The 15,497-nt window shown below is 63.7% G+C and carries 10 protein-coding genes; 9 read left to right on the forward strand and 1 reads right to left on the reverse strand.

Going from position 1 to position 15,497, the window contains the following annotated elements; translation table 11 throughout:
• The 5 genes from VIZ63_RS10360 (at window position 1) to VIZ63_RS10380 (ending at window position 6,262) form a co-directional block, all read left to right on the forward strand.
• Complete coding sequence (locus VIZ63_RS10360; protein ID WP_331609514.1) at window positions 1-1,374, forward strand: formimidoylglutamate deiminase; 1,374 nt, start codon at window positions 1-3, stop codon at window positions 1,372-1,374.
• A gap of 341 nt (window positions 1,375-1,715) precedes the next feature.
• Complete coding sequence (gene hutU / locus VIZ63_RS10365; RefSeq protein ID WP_331609515.1) at window positions 1,716-3,407, forward strand: urocanate hydratase; 1,692 nt, start codon at window positions 1,716-1,718, stop codon at window positions 3,405-3,407.
• A gap of 72 nt (window positions 3,408-3,479) precedes the next feature.
• Window positions 3,480-4,271 (forward strand): N-formylglutamate deformylase, encoded by a 792-nt coding sequence (gene hutG / locus VIZ63_RS10370; RefSeq protein WP_331609516.1) that lies wholly within the window; start codon window positions 3,480-3,482, stop codon window positions 4,269-4,271.
• Window positions 4,272-4,364: 93 nt separating this feature from the next.
• Window positions 4,365-4,994 carry an RcnB family protein gene (locus VIZ63_RS10375; protein WP_331609517.1) on the forward strand — a complete coding sequence of 210 codons (630 nt, stop codon included), beginning with the start codon at window positions 4,365-4,367 and terminating at the stop codon, window positions 4,992-4,994.
• 182 nt (window positions 4,995-5,176) lie between these two features.
• Window positions 5,177-6,262, forward strand: coding sequence for an OmpA family protein (locus VIZ63_RS10380; protein ID WP_331609518.1), 1,086 nt, complete (start codon window positions 5,177-5,179; stop codon window positions 6,260-6,262).
• A gap of 18 nt (window positions 6,263-6,280) precedes the next feature.
• Here the strand turns inward: VIZ63_RS10380 and VIZ63_RS10385 are convergent, their stop codons facing one another.
• Window positions 6,281-8,047 carry a sensor histidine kinase gene (locus VIZ63_RS10385; protein WP_331609519.1) on the reverse strand — a complete coding sequence of 589 codons (1,767 nt, stop codon included), beginning with the start codon at window positions 8,045-8,047 and terminating at the stop codon, window positions 6,281-6,283.
• 208 nt (window positions 8,048-8,255) lie between these two features.
• On the opposite strand from VIZ63_RS10385, the gene VIZ63_RS10390 reads away from it, so the two are divergent.
• The 4 genes from VIZ63_RS10390 to VIZ63_RS10405 all read left to right on the forward strand — a co-directional run bounded on the left by VIZ63_RS10390 (window position 8,256) and on the right by VIZ63_RS10405 (window position 15,497).
• Window positions 8,256-10,835, forward strand: a complete 2,580-nt coding sequence (locus tag VIZ63_RS10390) for a hypothetical protein (protein ID WP_331609520.1) — start codon at window positions 8,256-8,258, stop codon at window positions 10,833-10,835.
• A 65-nt stretch (window positions 10,836-10,900) separates the two neighbouring features.
• Window positions 10,901-11,800, forward strand: a complete 900-nt coding sequence (locus VIZ63_RS10395; RefSeq protein ID WP_331609521.1) for a hypothetical protein — start codon at window positions 10,901-10,903, stop codon at window positions 11,798-11,800.
• A 21-nt stretch (window positions 11,801-11,821) separates the two neighbouring features.
• Window positions 11,822-13,918: a hypothetical protein gene (locus VIZ63_RS10400; protein WP_331609522.1), complete on the forward strand. Its 2,097-nt coding sequence runs from the start codon at window positions 11,822-11,824 to the stop codon at window positions 13,916-13,918.
• Window positions 13,899-15,497, forward strand: coding sequence for a c-type cytochrome (locus tag VIZ63_RS10405; RefSeq protein WP_331609523.1), 1,599 nt, complete (start codon window positions 13,899-13,901; stop codon window positions 15,495-15,497). The genes VIZ63_RS10400 and VIZ63_RS10405 overlap by 20 nt, the downstream gene beginning before the upstream one ends.

Raw genomic sequence — 15,497 nt, forward strand, 5'->3', positions numbered from 1 at the left:
ATGTCGCTACGAAGGCACTTTCGCTTCGACACCGCGTGGCTTCCCGAAGGCTGGCGCGAAAATGTCGTCATAGGTATCGACGACGACGGCAACATCGCGTCGGTGCAGACCGGCGAGTCGACAACGGACGCGATCGCCGTGGCGGGCGCAGCAATTCCAGGGATGCCGAATGTACACAGCCACGCATTTCAACGTGCGATGGCGGGGCTGGCCGAGCGGCGCTCAGGCGAGCACGACAGCTTCTGGACGTGGCGCGAAACCATGTATGAGCTGGCGCGACGCACGACGCCAGAACTCCTCAACGCCGTTGCTGCGCAGTTGTACGTGGAGATGCTGAAGGCCGGGTATACAGCGGTCTGCGAATTCCACTACCTGCATCATCAACCCGACGGCTCGCCGTACCGCGAACACGGCGTCATGGCGCACGCTGTCGTCGATGCCGCGGTGGCTGCAGGTATCGGCCTGACACTGTTGCCCACGCTGTACTGCACGTCCGACTTCGGATCGCAGCCACCGACCGCGCGACAACGCCAGTTCGTTTCAGATGTGCCGCAGTTCATGGATCTGTGCGATGACCTCCGTGCGAGAACGCAGCGACAGCAGCAGATCGGCGTCGGCGCTGCGTTACACAGCCTGCGCGCAGTGCCACAGCCGCAGCTGCGGGAAGTCCTCGAGTCATTGCACGCACGCAGCGCTGGTCCGATTCACATCCACATTGCCGAACAGGAACGGGAAGTCGCGGAATGCCTGCGTCACTACGGCCAGCGTCCGATCGAATGGCTGCTGGATCATGCCACGGTGGATCAGCACTGGTGTCTGGTGCATGCGACCCATGCGACGAACACTGAGCTGGCAGGCATTGCACGCAGCGGCGCCAGTGTGGCGTTGTGTCCGACGACCGAAGCCAATCTCGGCGATGGCATCTTCGATCTTCCAGCGTTCATCGCTGCCAACGGCGTCATGGCCATCGGCTCTGACAGTCATATATCCATTTCGCCGCCGGAAGAGCTGCGTTGGCTGGAGTACCAGTCGCGCCTTCTGCGACGCGAACGCAACGTGCTGGCGGGTGAAGGTTCCACCGGCGCCCATCTCTGGCGTCTGGCATGTACAGGCGGCGCGCAAGCGAGCGGTCGTCGTGTCGGTGCGCTACGCGTGGGTCTGCGTGCGGATGTGGTCGTGCTCGATCTCGAATCCCCGGCGCTGCTCGGACGCAGCAACGACTCGATCCTCGACACGTTCATCTTCTCGGGTCAACCGAACCCGGTGCGTGATGTCATGGCCGGCGGCCGCTGGGTCGTACAGGACGGCCAACATTTCGCCGAGATTCCCATTGCCGCTGGATACCGTCGTGCGATGCGGGCTTTACAAGAGTGAGGAGTAACCGCAAAGAACGCATAGAGCGCAAAGAAAGAAAATTGCCGCAACAGACGTGACGGAAGGGCTCTCACGGGACGGAAATTGCAAAGTAGGATTGAACGATTCTTGGATTCTTTGCGTCATTTGCGCAGCCGCCTCTTTGGGGCTAATCCACCTTCTCTCTTCCCTGCGTTCTCTGCGCCCGGGGATTCGGGTCACGTCTCTTTGCCGCTATTTTGATCTTCGCTCCGTCTATGTGTTCTTTGCGTTCTTTGCGGTTACTCGATGCTTTTCCGGGCTTGCCATACAACGCCGTCGGCAGGAACATCGACTGACGTCTGATCGTCGAGGAGTGGCGCATGAATGCACGGACTCAGTCTGCATCGGATCGGTTCGCGGGTGCGCGGCCGGTGAAGGCGCCGCGCGGGACGGTCAGGTCTGCAGGAAGCTGGCTGACCGAAGCGCCGCTGCGCATGCTGATGAACAACCTCGATCCCGAGGTGGCCGAGAATCCCGACGAACTCGTCGTCTATGGCGGCATCGGGCGGGCCGCCCGTAACTGGGAATGCTTCGATCGCATCGTCGAGTCGCTGCGCGCGCTCAAGGACGACGAGACGCTGCTGATCCAGTCCGGGAAACCCGTCGGCGTGTTTCGCACGCACGCAGATGCGCCGCGCGTGCTGCTGGCCAATTCGAATCTGGTGCCGAAGTGGGCGACGTGGGAACACTTCAACGAACTCGATCGTCGTGGCCTGATGATGTTCGGGCAGATGACGGCGGGTTCGTGGATCTACATCGGCAGCCAGGGCATCGTGCAGGGCACGCACGAGACATTCGTCGAGATGGGGCGTCGTCATTTCGGCGGCAATCTGCGCGGCAAGTGGATTCTCACGGCGGGTCTCGGCGGCATGGGTGGCGCACAGCCGCTGGCAGCGACCATGGCGGGTGCGGGCATGCTGTGCATCGAGTGCCAGCAGAGCCGCATCCAGAAACGTCTCGATACGCGTTATCTGGACGTGCAGGCGCCGAGTGTCGAGGTGGCGCTGCAGATTCTTGCGAATACCGAACTGACGGGAGAGCCGGTTTCCGTGGGCGTGCTCGGCAACGCCGCGGAAATCGTTCCGGATCTTCTGCGCCGTGGCGTACGGCCGCATGCAGTGACCGACCAGACTTCGGCGCACGATCTGGTGAATGGCTACCTGCCGCTCGGCTGGAGCGTCGAGCAGTGGATCGACATGCGCTCACGCAATCCGAACGCCGTGAGCGCGGCGGCCCGCGCCTCGGCCGCCGAGCATGTGAAAGCGATGCTGGGCTATCACAAGCTGGGCATCCCGGTGTTCGACTACGGCAATAACATCCGCCAGGTCGCGCTCGATGCCGGCGTGACCAACGCATTCGACTTTCCAGGATTCGTGCCCGCGTACATCCGCCCGCTGTTCTGCCGTGGAGTAGGACCGTTTCGTTGGGTAGCGCTGTCCGGCGATCCCGAGGACATCTATCGCACCGATGCGAAAGTGAAGGAGCTGATCCCCGACGACCCGCACCTGCACCGCTGGCTCGACCTCGCGCGCCAGCGCATCCAGTTCCAGGGTCTGCCTGCGCGCATCTGCTGGGTCGGTCTCGGCCAACGGCACCGACTGGGTCTGGCGTTCAATGAAATGGTGGCGTCGGGTGAGTTGCGGGCCCCCGTGGTCATCGGTCGCGATCATCTCGACTCCGGGTCGGTCGCCAGTCCGAATCGCGAGACGGAAAGCATGCAGGATGGGTCGGACGCGGTGTCGGACTGGCCGCTGCTCAATGCGCTGCTCAATACGGCCAGCGGCGCAACCTGGGTGTCCCTGCACCACGGCGGCGGCGTCGGTATGGGCTATTCGCAGCACGCGGGCGTGGTGATCGTCTGCGACGGTAGCGATGCCGCGGCGCGGCGGATCGAGCGGGTGCTCTGGAACGATCCCGCGACGGGCGTCGCCAGGCACGCCGACGCAGGTTATGCCGACGCCATCGCCTGCGCCCGTGACAACGGCTTGAATCTGCCGATGGTCGGTCGATGATCCGACCGAAAACCTCTGTTCAGAGAGCTGCAGCAGGCTCGCGCATGAGCAACCGGATCTGAGCGCAACCCCATGCTTCCCTACACCTTCCATCGCGGCGCGCGGCCATTGCTGATCAGCATCCCGCACGCCGGCACGGCGGTCCCTGATGAGATCGCGAACCGTCTCACGGAGACAGGTTGCGATCTGCCGGACACGGACTGGTACCTCGACAAGCTGTATGAGTTCGCTGGCGCGCTGGGGGCGTCGGTGCTGGCAGCGACATATTCGAGGTACGTGGTCGATCTGAATCGCTCCGCCGATTCCGCGGCGCTCTACGCCTCGCAGATGACATCGCCGGTGTGCGCGCTGCAGACATTCGCGAGACACGATATCTACGTTCGCGGCGCCGAGCCCGACGAGGCGGAGATCGCCGCGCGCGTGGAGTGCTACTGGCAGCCGTACCATCAGTGCATCGCCGAAGAACTGTGGCGCATGCGTTCCGAGCATGGCTACGCATTGTTGTGGGATGCGCATTCCATCGTCAGCAGGGTGCCGGAGCTGTTCGAGGGGGAACTGCCGCAGTTCAATCTGGGCACTCGCGACAATGCCTCGTGTCCGCAAAGTGCGGCGCAGGCGCTGCTGCATTCGCTCGAGGAAGAGGGTCGCTACTCTGCCGTACTCAACGGCCGTTTCAAGGGCGGCTACATAACGCAGGCGTACGGCCGTCCGGATGATCGTGTCTGGGCCGTGCAGCTCGAACTGGCGCAACGCACCTACATGCACGAGTCGCCGCGTGGCGCGTGGGAGCCGGGTCGCGCGGCGGCAGCGTCGCTGCGCATCGAGTCGCTGCTGCGGCAATTCCTTGCATCGGCGCATCCCTGATGTCGCGGGTCGGCGACGTGCCTGCTGTTCAGCGAACGATCAGTCTTCGCGGGTAATAGTGCTCCCGCAGCCGGATGCTGTGAGGAGAATTCGATGATGCGAAAGCTGACGGTGACCGCTGCAATGTCGATGTTCATCGCATTCGCGATGACGGCGAACGCAGGCGAGCGCGACGCGCGTCGCCACGACGGCAGCTCTCGCCAGGAGCAACGGCACCAGCCACGTCACGATCAACGCCAGGCCAATCGGCGCGATCACGATCGTGAGCGGCGCTCCGCCGACACCCGGCGCGATCAGCGCCAGTGGGATCGCCGCGACGCGCGTCACGACGGTTGGCGCGACAACGATCGTCGTCGTGATGGTAACGATGGCCGACGTCACGACCGCCGTCATTACGACGACCATCACCCCGTGTATCGTGAAGCACCGCGGTACTCCCGACACGACACCAGACGCGACTATCCGCGGGTAGTACGTCACGACCACCGTTTCCATGCGGGCACCTACTACCGTCCTCACGGCTATCACTCACATCGCTGGCATCCGGGCGCGCGCCTTCCCGTGGCGTACTACGCGCCGCGCTATGTGGTGTACGACTATCCGGCCTATCGCCTGCGCCCGCCGCCCTACGGCTATCACTGGGTGCGGGTCGACAACGACGTCGTGCTGGCGGCGATCGCCACTGGCATCGTGCTGCAGGTCGTCAACGAGGTCTTCTGGTAGTCCCGACCGGCGGCAGATGTGCGCCGCACCCAGCCGGCGGGGTGTTCTCCCCGAGGCGGTACGCCGCTCGCCAGGGTTATCGGAATTTTCCGCGGTTGACGCCACAACCGGGCTGATCGAACAATCCCCTGTCCGGTTCTCCGCCGGGCCTCGTGCGAGCCGATCGACGCAAGGGGGACGCCATGAATCCCGATCTTCTCGATATGTTCCATTCCGTCCTGGGCGGTCCGCTGATTCGTCAGGCCGCTGCCTATCTTGGCGAATCCGAGGACACCACACGCACGGCCGTCCGGGCCGTGGCGCCAACGTTGCTGGCTGGACTCGTGCAACGTGCAGCATCACCCGCCGGCGTAAGCGAGGTATTCCGACTCGTGACCGGCGACTCCGTCGATCCCGGCATCGCCAGCAAGCTGGCAGGTATGCTCGCGAATCGCGGCGTGTTGAGTTCGCTGCTGGGCAGCGGCCACTCCCTGAGCAGCATGCTGTTCGGTTCGCAGACGTCAGCGGTCAGCAGTGCGATCGCCGAAGTCAGTGGCATGCGGCCGAGTTCTGCAATGACCCTGTTGTCGCTTGGTGCACCGGTGCTGCTCGGCATGCTGAAGAAGCTCGTCGCCGGCAACGATCTCGATGCAGTGGCGCTGGCGTCGTTGCTCACGCGTCAGAAGAGTTCGCTGGAACGCAGCGGTCTGGATGATCGCATCGCTGGTGCGCTCGGCTTTGACAGTCTCGGTGCATTGCTGCGCTCGTTGCCCGCCAGGGGGGCTGCTGTGCCGCCCGTCGCCTCGCCTGTCCGGGAGACGCGCGACAAGGCATGGCTGCCCTGGGCCATTGCGGCTGGCATCGCGGTGTTCGGGGCGCTGTTCTTCGTGAATCGGACATCGGAGTACCAGGAGATGCCGGGGGGCGCGGTGCAAGTAGCCGAAGTGCCTGCCGATTCCGGACGCCTGCGGGTTGCCGCCGCCGATTCCGCCAAGGTCTATTTCGAGACGGGCGATACACGAATCGACCAGGAAGATCGCCAGCGCATTGCCGAGGTAGCCAGTTCCGCGCGTGACTCGGAGCGAGCTGTGGGTATCACCGGCTACACCGATCAGAGCGGCGACCGGAATCGGAATCTGGAGCTTGGCAAGAATCGTGCGCAGGCCGTGCGCCAGGCGCTGGTCAGCGAAGGCGTCAGCGCAGACCGCATCGTGATGGACCCACCGCGCTCCGTTACCGGTTCTGGCACCGACGAGGAAGCGCGTCGCGTCGACATCGACATGAGATAGGAAGGTCAGCCTTCTGGCTCACGGCAGACCGGTGTCGACTGCGCGCGCGTCCGTCGGCATCGCGAAGCTGAACGTGGCGCCGCGTCCGGGTTCACTGTGCGCCCAGATCCTGCCGCCGTGCCGGGCGACGATGCGATGCACGATGGCCAGCCCGACGCCCGTGCCCGGATATCTCGCATCGGAATGCATGCGCTGGAACACGCCGAACAGTTTGTCCGCGTAACGCATGTCGAAGCCGATGCCGTTGTCGGTCACCGAATAAACCACTGCGTCCCCGGTAACTTCGGCAGCGATGCTGATTTGCGGCGAGTCCACGCCCGTCGTGTACTTCACTGCATTGTCGATCAGGTTCATCCACACCAGGTGCAGGAGATTGCGGTCGCCGTGGACCCGAGGTAGCGCAGCGGTGGTGATCACAGGATGCGGCGTTTCGCGCCCTTCGACCGTGTCGTCGATGACCTTGCGGACCACGGACGTCATGTCGATCGGTTCGAGCTGCAGGGCCTGGCGTCCGAGCCGCGCGAACTCGAGCAGGTCGTCGATCAGTCGTGCCATGCGTGCGCATGCCGTGCAGATCGTCTGCAGGAAGCGGGTGCCCTCGGCGTCGAAGCGCGGTCCGTATTGTTGCTCCAGCATTCGCGCGTAACCGTTGATGGCGCGCAACGGTGCGCGCAGGTCGTGCGACACCGAATAGCAGAAGCTTTCCAGCTCCTCGTTGCTGGATTGCAGCAGCTGCGCCTGGCGCGTGAGCTCTTCGTTCAGTGCGACGACCCGGCGTTCGGCAGCCTTCTGTTCCGTGATGTCGAGCGAGATGCCGAGCAGCAGATCGGGGCGTCCATTGTCGGCGTGGATCGGCACCTTGAACGTATGCAGCGTGCGACGCCCGAGATGCACAGAGTCGATTTCCTCCCCTGGAATGTCGATGACTTTGCCCTGTGCCAGCGTCTCGCGATCCTTGGCGATGAAATGTTCCGCCTGGTCGGGCGGGAACAGGTCCCGATCGGTCTTGCCAAGGAGATCCTTGCGTTGGACGCCGAGCAGCGCCTCACCCGTGCGGTTGATCCGCACGAACTTCAGGTCCCGCGCGTCCTTGGCGAAGACCATCGCGGGAATGTTCTCGATCAGCGATTCGAGCAACTGGTTGGCGGCTTCCAGATTGTTCTCCACTGCGCGCCGCATGCGTATGTCGCGACGGATGCGCCAGAGCAGGCCGCCGAGTACCACCAGCATGGCCGATGCAGTCACGATCAGCGTGGCGCGTAACCAGAAGCCGTAGGCGCGTGCCGTGGCGATCTTGTGTTCGTACAACGACTGTTCGCGTTCACGGAGGGCGACGATCAGGGAGCGTATCCGCTCGGCGCCCTGCTGCAGATCGAGCCAGCTCGTTGCTCGTGGTTCGGCTGTCTGGACGGCAGCGACCTGCGAACGGATTGCTTCGATGGTCGAGAGGGCGCTTCCGTAGCGCGCGCCGGCATCCGCGGGAATGCGCTCCAGCAGAGTCGTGCCGAGTGCATCGAGTGTCTGGGCGGCGACGTCGCGCCCGGCGAGGTACTTCGGGTCGGCTGTTCCCAGCCATCCGTAGTGACCTTCCATGAGCTCGCCAAATGCGCCGCGCAGCTGGTCGATGGACGACACGATTTCCATGGCGTGTCGCACCTGTCGCGATGTGTCGGCATACCTTCCTGCCGAAATCCATGCACCGTTCAACGTGAGCAACAGAATCGCGGCCCCGGCGACGAAGCCGGCCAGCATCTTGAGCTCGAAGGAAGCTTGAGTGGTGGGCATGCGCTGACAGTAAAGCGCCTGTGCGCAGTGCGTCAAAACATGCGCGGAATTGCGGGACGCAGGTCCGCCTGCGAGATGACTGCATGGGCATTGCATGCCCCTTAGACCAGATCACAGCGGTTTCCGGTATCACTACTCTGCGGGCAACTGGCCGATACGCGCGAGTCGTGGGGCAGCCGCAGGATCTTCGGAAGGGGGAGTGGCGACAATGGAGAAGGGCGTAGTCATTGGCGGCATCCTGATCTCGGCCAGCTTCCTGCTGGCCACGATGCTGAATCATTCCGCTGGTGACCGATTCTTTGCCGAGGCCGATGCCCAGACCGGGACTATGCAGGAGACGGATGGGCCCCCGCCTGTGACCGCCGCCCCTGTCCTGGACAATCCGGGCTTTTATATCGGCGAGTCGAGCCTCAGCGACCCGGAACGGGCAGGGCGGGAGATCTGGTACAAGGCAACCGCCGGCAACGCGCGCTTCCACACCTATACGTTTCAGCAGCGCATCGGTGTACTGATCGACTGGTATCGGGTCCTGCGCAGCGACGAACGCGATGACCGATTCGCGGCCTGGGGCATCATCAACGATCCCGGCTGCTGCGTTCCCGGCAGCGCGGATTGCCCGGCGAAATCCCCCGAAGAGACTTACGGGTTCGACTGGTGTCCCGGCGACGAGCAACTGCTGCGATCCGTCGGTCGCAGCGACTATCGCGACCCGGCGTGCGATTTCAAGGATGCTGCCCCGGACGCGGATGATGTGCATTCCGGTGCGAAGGATCAGCGTCAGTCACCGTGTGACCTGGCTTTCGGTACGTCGACCGGCGCGCTGGGGATCCGCAAATTTCCCAATCCGCGCTTCGACCGCGAACGCTGGCTCGCAGTGAATGGCACGCTGGCGAGCTGGGAGGGTTTCGGGCACAAGCTGTCGACGGACAAGGCCAACAGCGATTCGAATGTCAGCCACCTCGCCGATGGGTCGGTCGAACCGCCGTTCCTCATCGGCATCTCCTGCGGCTCCTGTCACATTGCCTTCGATCCGCTGAATCCACCGGACGATCCGGCGCATCCGCAATGGACCAACATCAAGGGTGCGGTCGGTAACCAGTACACGCGCATTTCGGAAATCCTCAGCTCCGGCATGACGGCCTCGTCGCTCGAGTTCCAGGTGTTCTCGCACGCGCGGCCCGGCACGTCGGATACCTCGGCCGTACCCACGGATCAGATCAACAACCCTGGGACCATCAACGCCCTCATCAACATTCATCAGCGGCCGACGTTTCAGAACGAGGTCGTGAACAAGTGGCGCAAGGTCAATGCCTGTCCCACGGGTGAGAAGGGCAAGGACAGCACGGATGCGTGCTGGTGCGAACCGGGTCGCGATGGCAAGTGCTGGCAACGCAGCACGCGAACCGAGACGGTTCACCACATCCTGAAGGGCGGCGAGGATTCGATCGGTGCGCTGGAAGCGATCCAGCGCGTGTACTTCAACATCGGCTCGTGCGCGGAACAGTGCTGGGTCAATCACCTCACCGACCTGCGCCAGATCGATCCGCACCAGCGCAACTTCGGTCAGACGCCATTCGACATCGGCCAGTGTCGTCGCGACTGTCCCAACTTCCGCGCCATCGAGGATCGCCTGCCGAACATCATGAGCTTCCTGACGTCGGCCGAGACGCACGCGACCGATCTGCAGGTGGCGCGTGACAACGAGTTGAAGAAGAGAAGCCCGAACGCGAGCGGTGGCGTCGCGTCGTTCATCGCCGAACTCGACCGCGAGTTCGGCGCCGGTGCAGTGAACCGCGGTCGCGAGGTCTTCGCGGAGAACTGCGCACGCTGCCATTCGAGCATCGATGAGGCCAATGGCGGTGCCTTCGCCAATCGCGATTTTCTGGCCATCGATCCGAAGACGAACCTGCGCGCCGACTGGATGGGCAACGACAAGGCGACACCAGTCAGTGGCGTAGATACATTCCGCTGTCGTGCCCTGCACTCGAATCACATGAAGGACCATGTGTGGCAGGAGTACGGTTCTGAAACGCTGCGCAATCGGCCACCGGATGCGGCGTTGCACGAACCGCATGACGGCGGTCGCGGCTACTACCGCAACATCTCGCTGCTGAGCCTGTGGGCGCATGCGCCGTTCCTGCACAACAACGCCCTCGGCCCCGAGCTGTGTGGTAATCCTGTCAATGCCGCGAACGAGTTCTACCGGTCGCCCTATGCCACCGCCGATGGCAAGCCGCTGGACCGCGCCGCCGCTCCAGCGTGCTGGAAGTTCGATCCGAGCGTGAAAGGTCGCTTCGAACTCTACAAGGCATCGATGCAGGATCTGCTCAACCCGCAGCAGCGCGTGCCGAAGATCACGCGGTTCAGCGATGACGTGCCGATCTCATTCGGACCGCGCCTGTGGGATGGGACGGAGGAGCACCGGGTCGTGGGCTTCTCCGTAACCATTCCCGCAGGCGCGACCGCCGGTGCGCTGGGCAATTTCCAGCACAAACGGTTTGCAGGCGACCTGGTGGCGTCGGCGCTGCACCCCGACGATCTGCGTGCCAGCCTCAATCAGCAGTTCGGTGAGCAGCAGGGCGCACAGGTCTTCACTGCGCTCAACGAGGTGCGCACCGAGATCGTCAAGGATCCCGCGGCCATGGTGGATGAGATTCGCAAGCGGCCCTTCCTGCTCGAGGTCTACAGCTCGTGCACCGCGACAGTCGAGAATCAGGGACACCGGTTCGGTGAAGGGTTGTCGGCGACGGACAAGAAGGCGCTGACAGCGTTTCTGGCGACGATCTGAAAAGGTTGGCAGCTGGCCAACTGGACTGCTGGCCGCTGGCCAGAATGAGACACGGAGCAAATGGCATGAAGTGCGGTACACGTTCGTGGGCCCTCGCAGCAATCGTATTGCTGCTGCCGCTCGCCGGCTGCGACTGGATCAACGCCAAGCTCAATCGCGCACCCCAACTCAGGTTCGCCGAGGCCGGCGATCCCTATCTGAGCAAGCCCGACTTCGCGCGCGTCGAGCACGACTACCCGCTCGCTCCTGCGGATTTGCAGAAACTGACGCCGAAGAACCTCGCGAACTATTCCCAGGAGCAGGTCGACCAGATCTATGCGCGGCTCACTGCGGGCCCGATTCCGGATGGCGCATTCGACGGCAGACTGTTCTTTCCGAAGAACGCGAAGGGTGATCGGCGTATCGCCGAGATCGTCGGTGGCTTGCCGGGCCTCGCGGTGGAGCTCAAGTCGCAGCAGCTGGAAACGCTCGGCCGGCATCTCTGGCGCGGCAAGGTTTTCTATCGTGATGAGCGGTTGCTGCGCAATCGCATCGAAGATATCGGGGCGCTGCAGCCCATCATCGACGGTGATCTGTCGCAGATCCCCAAGACGAAGTTCGGCAATGGCGAGCAATGGCTGATGTTCCCGGCGCGCCTGTATTGCGGACAGAGTCTGCTCGACTCACGACGCGAGTCCATCATCATCGACTACGCATTCACGGACGAACTGCCGGGCTACCGCGAACGGCCCGACTACCTCGCCGGTCGCAATGGATTCCAGATTCGCGACGAGATCCGCATGGTGCGGCCGGGCTTCTATCTGGGGCGCGCGTATGTGGGCAAGGCGTTCCTGCTCAACTTCGTGCTCTACAACGACGCGATCGCGAAGGCGGAGGGCGACGGGTTCGTGAAAACGGGGCAAATCACGGAGGATTGCTGGCCTGGCACCCAGGACCGCACGCTATTGGCCGCCACGTCCCACTGATGGCATTGCTGCCGCACCTGCATGCCTGCATCGTATGCGCCGCCACAGTCACCGCAGGAACGCCCGACGCGCAATCCTCGTCAATGGCAGGCGGCACTCGTGCTGACGCTCGCGCCTTTGTTCGTGAGCGCGGCGGCTGAATCTGTTTCACCGCACTGGGTCGTCGATCCTGCCGTGCCGGGCGCGGACATGCCGCAGGCCGGCGCGTCGTTGTTCGATCGCATCACCATCGCCGCCGACGGACGTCAACAGATCCCATTTCCCTTCGACCGCCTGATCGCGCGCATCGAAGCCGCGGCCGGCTGCAGCGTCGATCAGCCATGCACGCGCGCCGTGCTGATCCCGCTGGGACGCTCGCTGCAACGAGTCGCGGCTTCACCAGACTTCTTCAAGTACCCGCGCGTCGTCGCGGCCGTCGTCGGTGAAGGCCATGGCCAGTTGCTGCGCGATCGCCTGTTCGTTGGCTTCCAGCAGAAGACGGGCGTCATCGAAGTCATCAGCTACAACGAGACGCTGGGCCGATTCGAGTTTCAGATCGTCCGCAACTATGCAGCGGACCGGACCGCCGAAGTGATCTACGCGCGTCGCACGGTGTGCCTGTCCTGTCACCAGAATCAGGCAGCGATATTCTCGCAACCGGTCTGGCTGGAGACCAATGCCAATCCCGCAGTGGCCGAGCGGCTGGCGCAAACGCAGCCTGCGTTCTTCGGCGTCGCGGCGCAGGGCAACACGGACATCGCGCAATCGATCGACGACGCCACCGACCGGGCCGGTCGCCTCGCCCTGACGCAGCGATTGTGGATGGACGGCTGCGGTGACGGCGCGCCAGGGAATGCATGTCGTCGTGCGGCGCTGCTCGCATCGCTGCAGTTCGCCCTGACCGGTCAGCGCAGCTACGAGCGGTCCGGCGAGTCCGTTGCCGGCAGGGTGTCGCAGACGATCGCAGAGAACTCGCATACCCGCTGGCCCGGTGGACTGGCATTGCCCCGCGCCGACATTCCAAATCGTGATCCGCTCGACCTGCATCCGGGCGTGACCGCGCTGTCAGCAGCAAACATCGATACGCGCTTCGACCCGCTCGTGCCGCGGCCCCCAGAGGTCATCGATGTCTCGTCCCTGGGCGATCGGCTGGTGCGGGGCGTCGCTGATTTCTGGCCTGCACGCAGCCGTGATGCATTGGCGGACGTCCTGGAGCGGCGCAGTGCGTCGATCCATCGCATCAGGTTGCCCTGTCATATCTCCGGTCCGGCCGGACTCGAACAGTTCGATTGCAAGGCTCCGGATGGCCGCATTCGTGGTTCGCTGAATCGCGGCAGCGGTACGCTCGATGAAGTCGCGATTGGCGACGGCGACCCCGTGCGTCATCTGCCAATCGCGGGAGTAAGCCGGCGCGCAGGAACTGCAACATGGCGGGTACGAAGTGCGGGACGCCGGGCACGCTTGCCGAGCGGCAATGCGTTGGAGCGGATTTCACTCGAATGGATGATGGCGGCGACTGACATGAATGGCGAGGCGTCGATCGAAGTCAGGCAGGACTTTGCCGCGCTGGTGGATCTCGTCACAAACGTGGATACGGCGCAGGGACCGCTGGCCTCATCGCTGATCGACACACTGATCGCGAAACTCGACGGACACGAATTCGCCGCCGCCAGGAATGTCAGTCCCGTTGCCCAGGTCGACTCGTACGCGCCCGCCGCGGCCCAGTCGGGTGAGCTGGCATTGCAGTTCGAGTCGCAGTGCGGCGCCTGTCACCACACGGCCGAGAGCACGCCGCCCAATTTTCTCAGCGGGAGTCCACAACGCGTGAACGCGGCGATTGCCAGTTGCGCGCCGCGGATCTTCGCGCGGCTCGCGATGCGCGATGTGCCGTCGCAGCGGCGTGCGAAGTCACCCATGCCGCCGGAACTGCCGACGGCGACGGCACGTGCGTTCAAGCCACACCCGGCTGACGCACGAGCGCTCGTCGAGTTGCAGGTCGCCGTGAGTGCGGTGCTGCGTCGTGAGTACGGACGTAATGTCGCGCTGGATGAACTGCTGCGTCATGGCTATGAGGCGCTGCGACCCTGCCTGCCGCCGGCTACAGCGAGGGAGACCGGTCATGGCCGAACGGATTCGTGAATCAGCACCCGTGCAGCCGCCGTCGGCAATGACGCAGTTGCTGCAGCGACGCTGGGCGCGCGTCGTCTTCCTGCTCCTGACGCTGTTGCTGGTGTTCGTCGCTGTCACTGCGTTGCTGGTGATTCTGCGCTTCATGGCCGATCGGCCGGTGGAGTACAGCGATGTCGGCGAGCACTTCAAGTACGGGTCGACCGGTGGCGAGCGCGAGTCCGGCTTGCCCTACTGGGTATTCGAGGTCATGCCGCGCGTCTGTTCGCAGCATCTGCCAGGTGGTTATGCGTCGCTCGGCTTCATTTACGAGGACGGGCATGATCTGCCAATCGGCATGTCGATGCGGCGCAACCTCGGCATGGATCGGACGTTCATCAACTGCGCGGTGTGCCACGTCAGCACCGTGCGCGATACTCCGGATGACAAACCGCGGATCGTGCTGGGCATGCCGGCGAACACCTTCGATCTGTTCGGGTTTCAGAGATTCCTGTTCGCATGCGCAGCGGACCCGGCGTTTCGCAAGGATGTCGTCGTGCCGGAAATCGCGCGACTGATGGAGGAACGGGGCCAGCATCTGGGCATCCTCGACCGTTACATTGTCTATCCAGTCGCGGTCTGGCTGATGCGTGAGCGGCTCACGATGCTGGCCGGACGCTTCGGTCCGCTGCTCGAAGACACTCCCTGGGGGCCGGGACGCACGGACACGTTCAATCCCAACAAGGTGCTGTTCAATTTTCCCCTGGATCGGTTGCCGGCGCGCGAGCGCAATGCGGCGGTCGACTTTCCATCGATCTGGTTGCAGAAGCAGCGCCAGGGCATGCAGTTGCACTGGGACGGTAACAACATCATGTCCGAGGAGCGCAACAAGAACGCCGCCTTCGGTACCGGAACGACGCCACCCACGATCGATCTGCACGCCATCGGCCGCATCGAGCAATGGTTGCTGACGGCCGAACCGCCGAAGTTCCAGCAACCCATCGATGCGGCGCTGGCGCAGCGGGGACAACCGATCTACGCGGAGTACTGCGCCGGCTGTCATGGCGCGAACGGTCGCGAGTTCGCACCGCCAGAAGGTGAGACCTCGCGCGATTGCCTCAAGAGCAATCCAAACGATGCAGCGCTGTACGCTGCGCACGTCGGTCGCATCACGCCGGTCGACGACATCGGTACGGACCGGCAGCGACTCGACTCCTTCAGCTACGACCTCGCCGTGCAGCTCGGCACGATCTACGCGGGCTATCCGCATCGCTACTGTCACTATCGCAAGACCTACGGCTACGCCAACGCACCGCTCGATGGCATCTGGCTGCGCGCTCCTTACCTGCACAACGGCTCGGTGCCGACATTACGGGATCTGCTCGAACCTGCCGACGCGAGGCCGCAGGAGTTCTATCGCGGCGACGACGTCTACGACGGCAAGCGCATGGGCTTCGTCCATGACCAGTCGCAGCGCGACGGCCGCAAGCTGTTCCTCTACGACACGAATCTGCCAGGAAACTCCAACGCCGGCCATGAAGGCGCGCGCTACGGCACGTTGCTGGCGCCGGAGCAGAAGGATGCGCTCGTGGAGTATCTGAAAACGTTCTGA

Source organism: Povalibacter sp., from assembly GCF_036520495.1.
Classification (GTDB): Bacteria; Pseudomonadota; Gammaproteobacteria; order Steroidobacterales; family Steroidobacteraceae; genus Steroidobacter.

Bases quoted from the DNA above. Each gene is read 5' to 3' on its own strand.
- VIZ63_RS10360 (WP_331609514.1), top strand. From the start codon at position 1: ATGTCGCTACGAAGGCACTTTCGCTTCGACACCGCGTGGCTTCCCGAA.
- hutU (WP_331609515.1), top strand. From the start codon at position 1,716: ATGAATGCACGGACTCAGTCTGCATCGGATCGGTTCGCGGGTGCGCGG.
- hutG (WP_331609516.1), top strand. From the start codon at position 3,480: ATGCTTCCCTACACCTTCCATCGCGGCGCGCGGCCATTGCTGATCAGC.
- VIZ63_RS10375 (WP_331609517.1), top strand. From the start codon at position 4,365: ATGATGCGAAAGCTGACGGTGACCGCTGCAATGTCGATGTTCATCGCA.
- VIZ63_RS10380 (WP_331609518.1), top strand. From the start codon at position 5,177: ATGAATCCCGATCTTCTCGATATGTTCCATTCCGTCCTGGGCGGTCCG.
- VIZ63_RS10385 (WP_331609519.1), bottom strand. From the start codon at position 8,047: ATGCCCACCACTCAAGCTTCCTTCGAGCTCAAGATGCTGGCCGGCTTC.
- VIZ63_RS10390 (WP_331609520.1), top strand. From the start codon at position 8,256: ATGGAGAAGGGCGTAGTCATTGGCGGCATCCTGATCTCGGCCAGCTTC.
- VIZ63_RS10395 (WP_331609521.1), top strand. From the start codon at position 10,901: ATGAAGTGCGGTACACGTTCGTGGGCCCTCGCAGCAATCGTATTGCTG.
- VIZ63_RS10400 (WP_331609522.1), top strand. From the start codon at position 11,822: ATGCCTGCATCGTATGCGCCGCCACAGTCACCGCAGGAACGCCCGACG.
- VIZ63_RS10405 (WP_331609523.1), top strand. From the start codon at position 13,899: ATGGCCGAACGGATTCGTGAATCAGCACCCGTGCAGCCGCCGTCGGCA.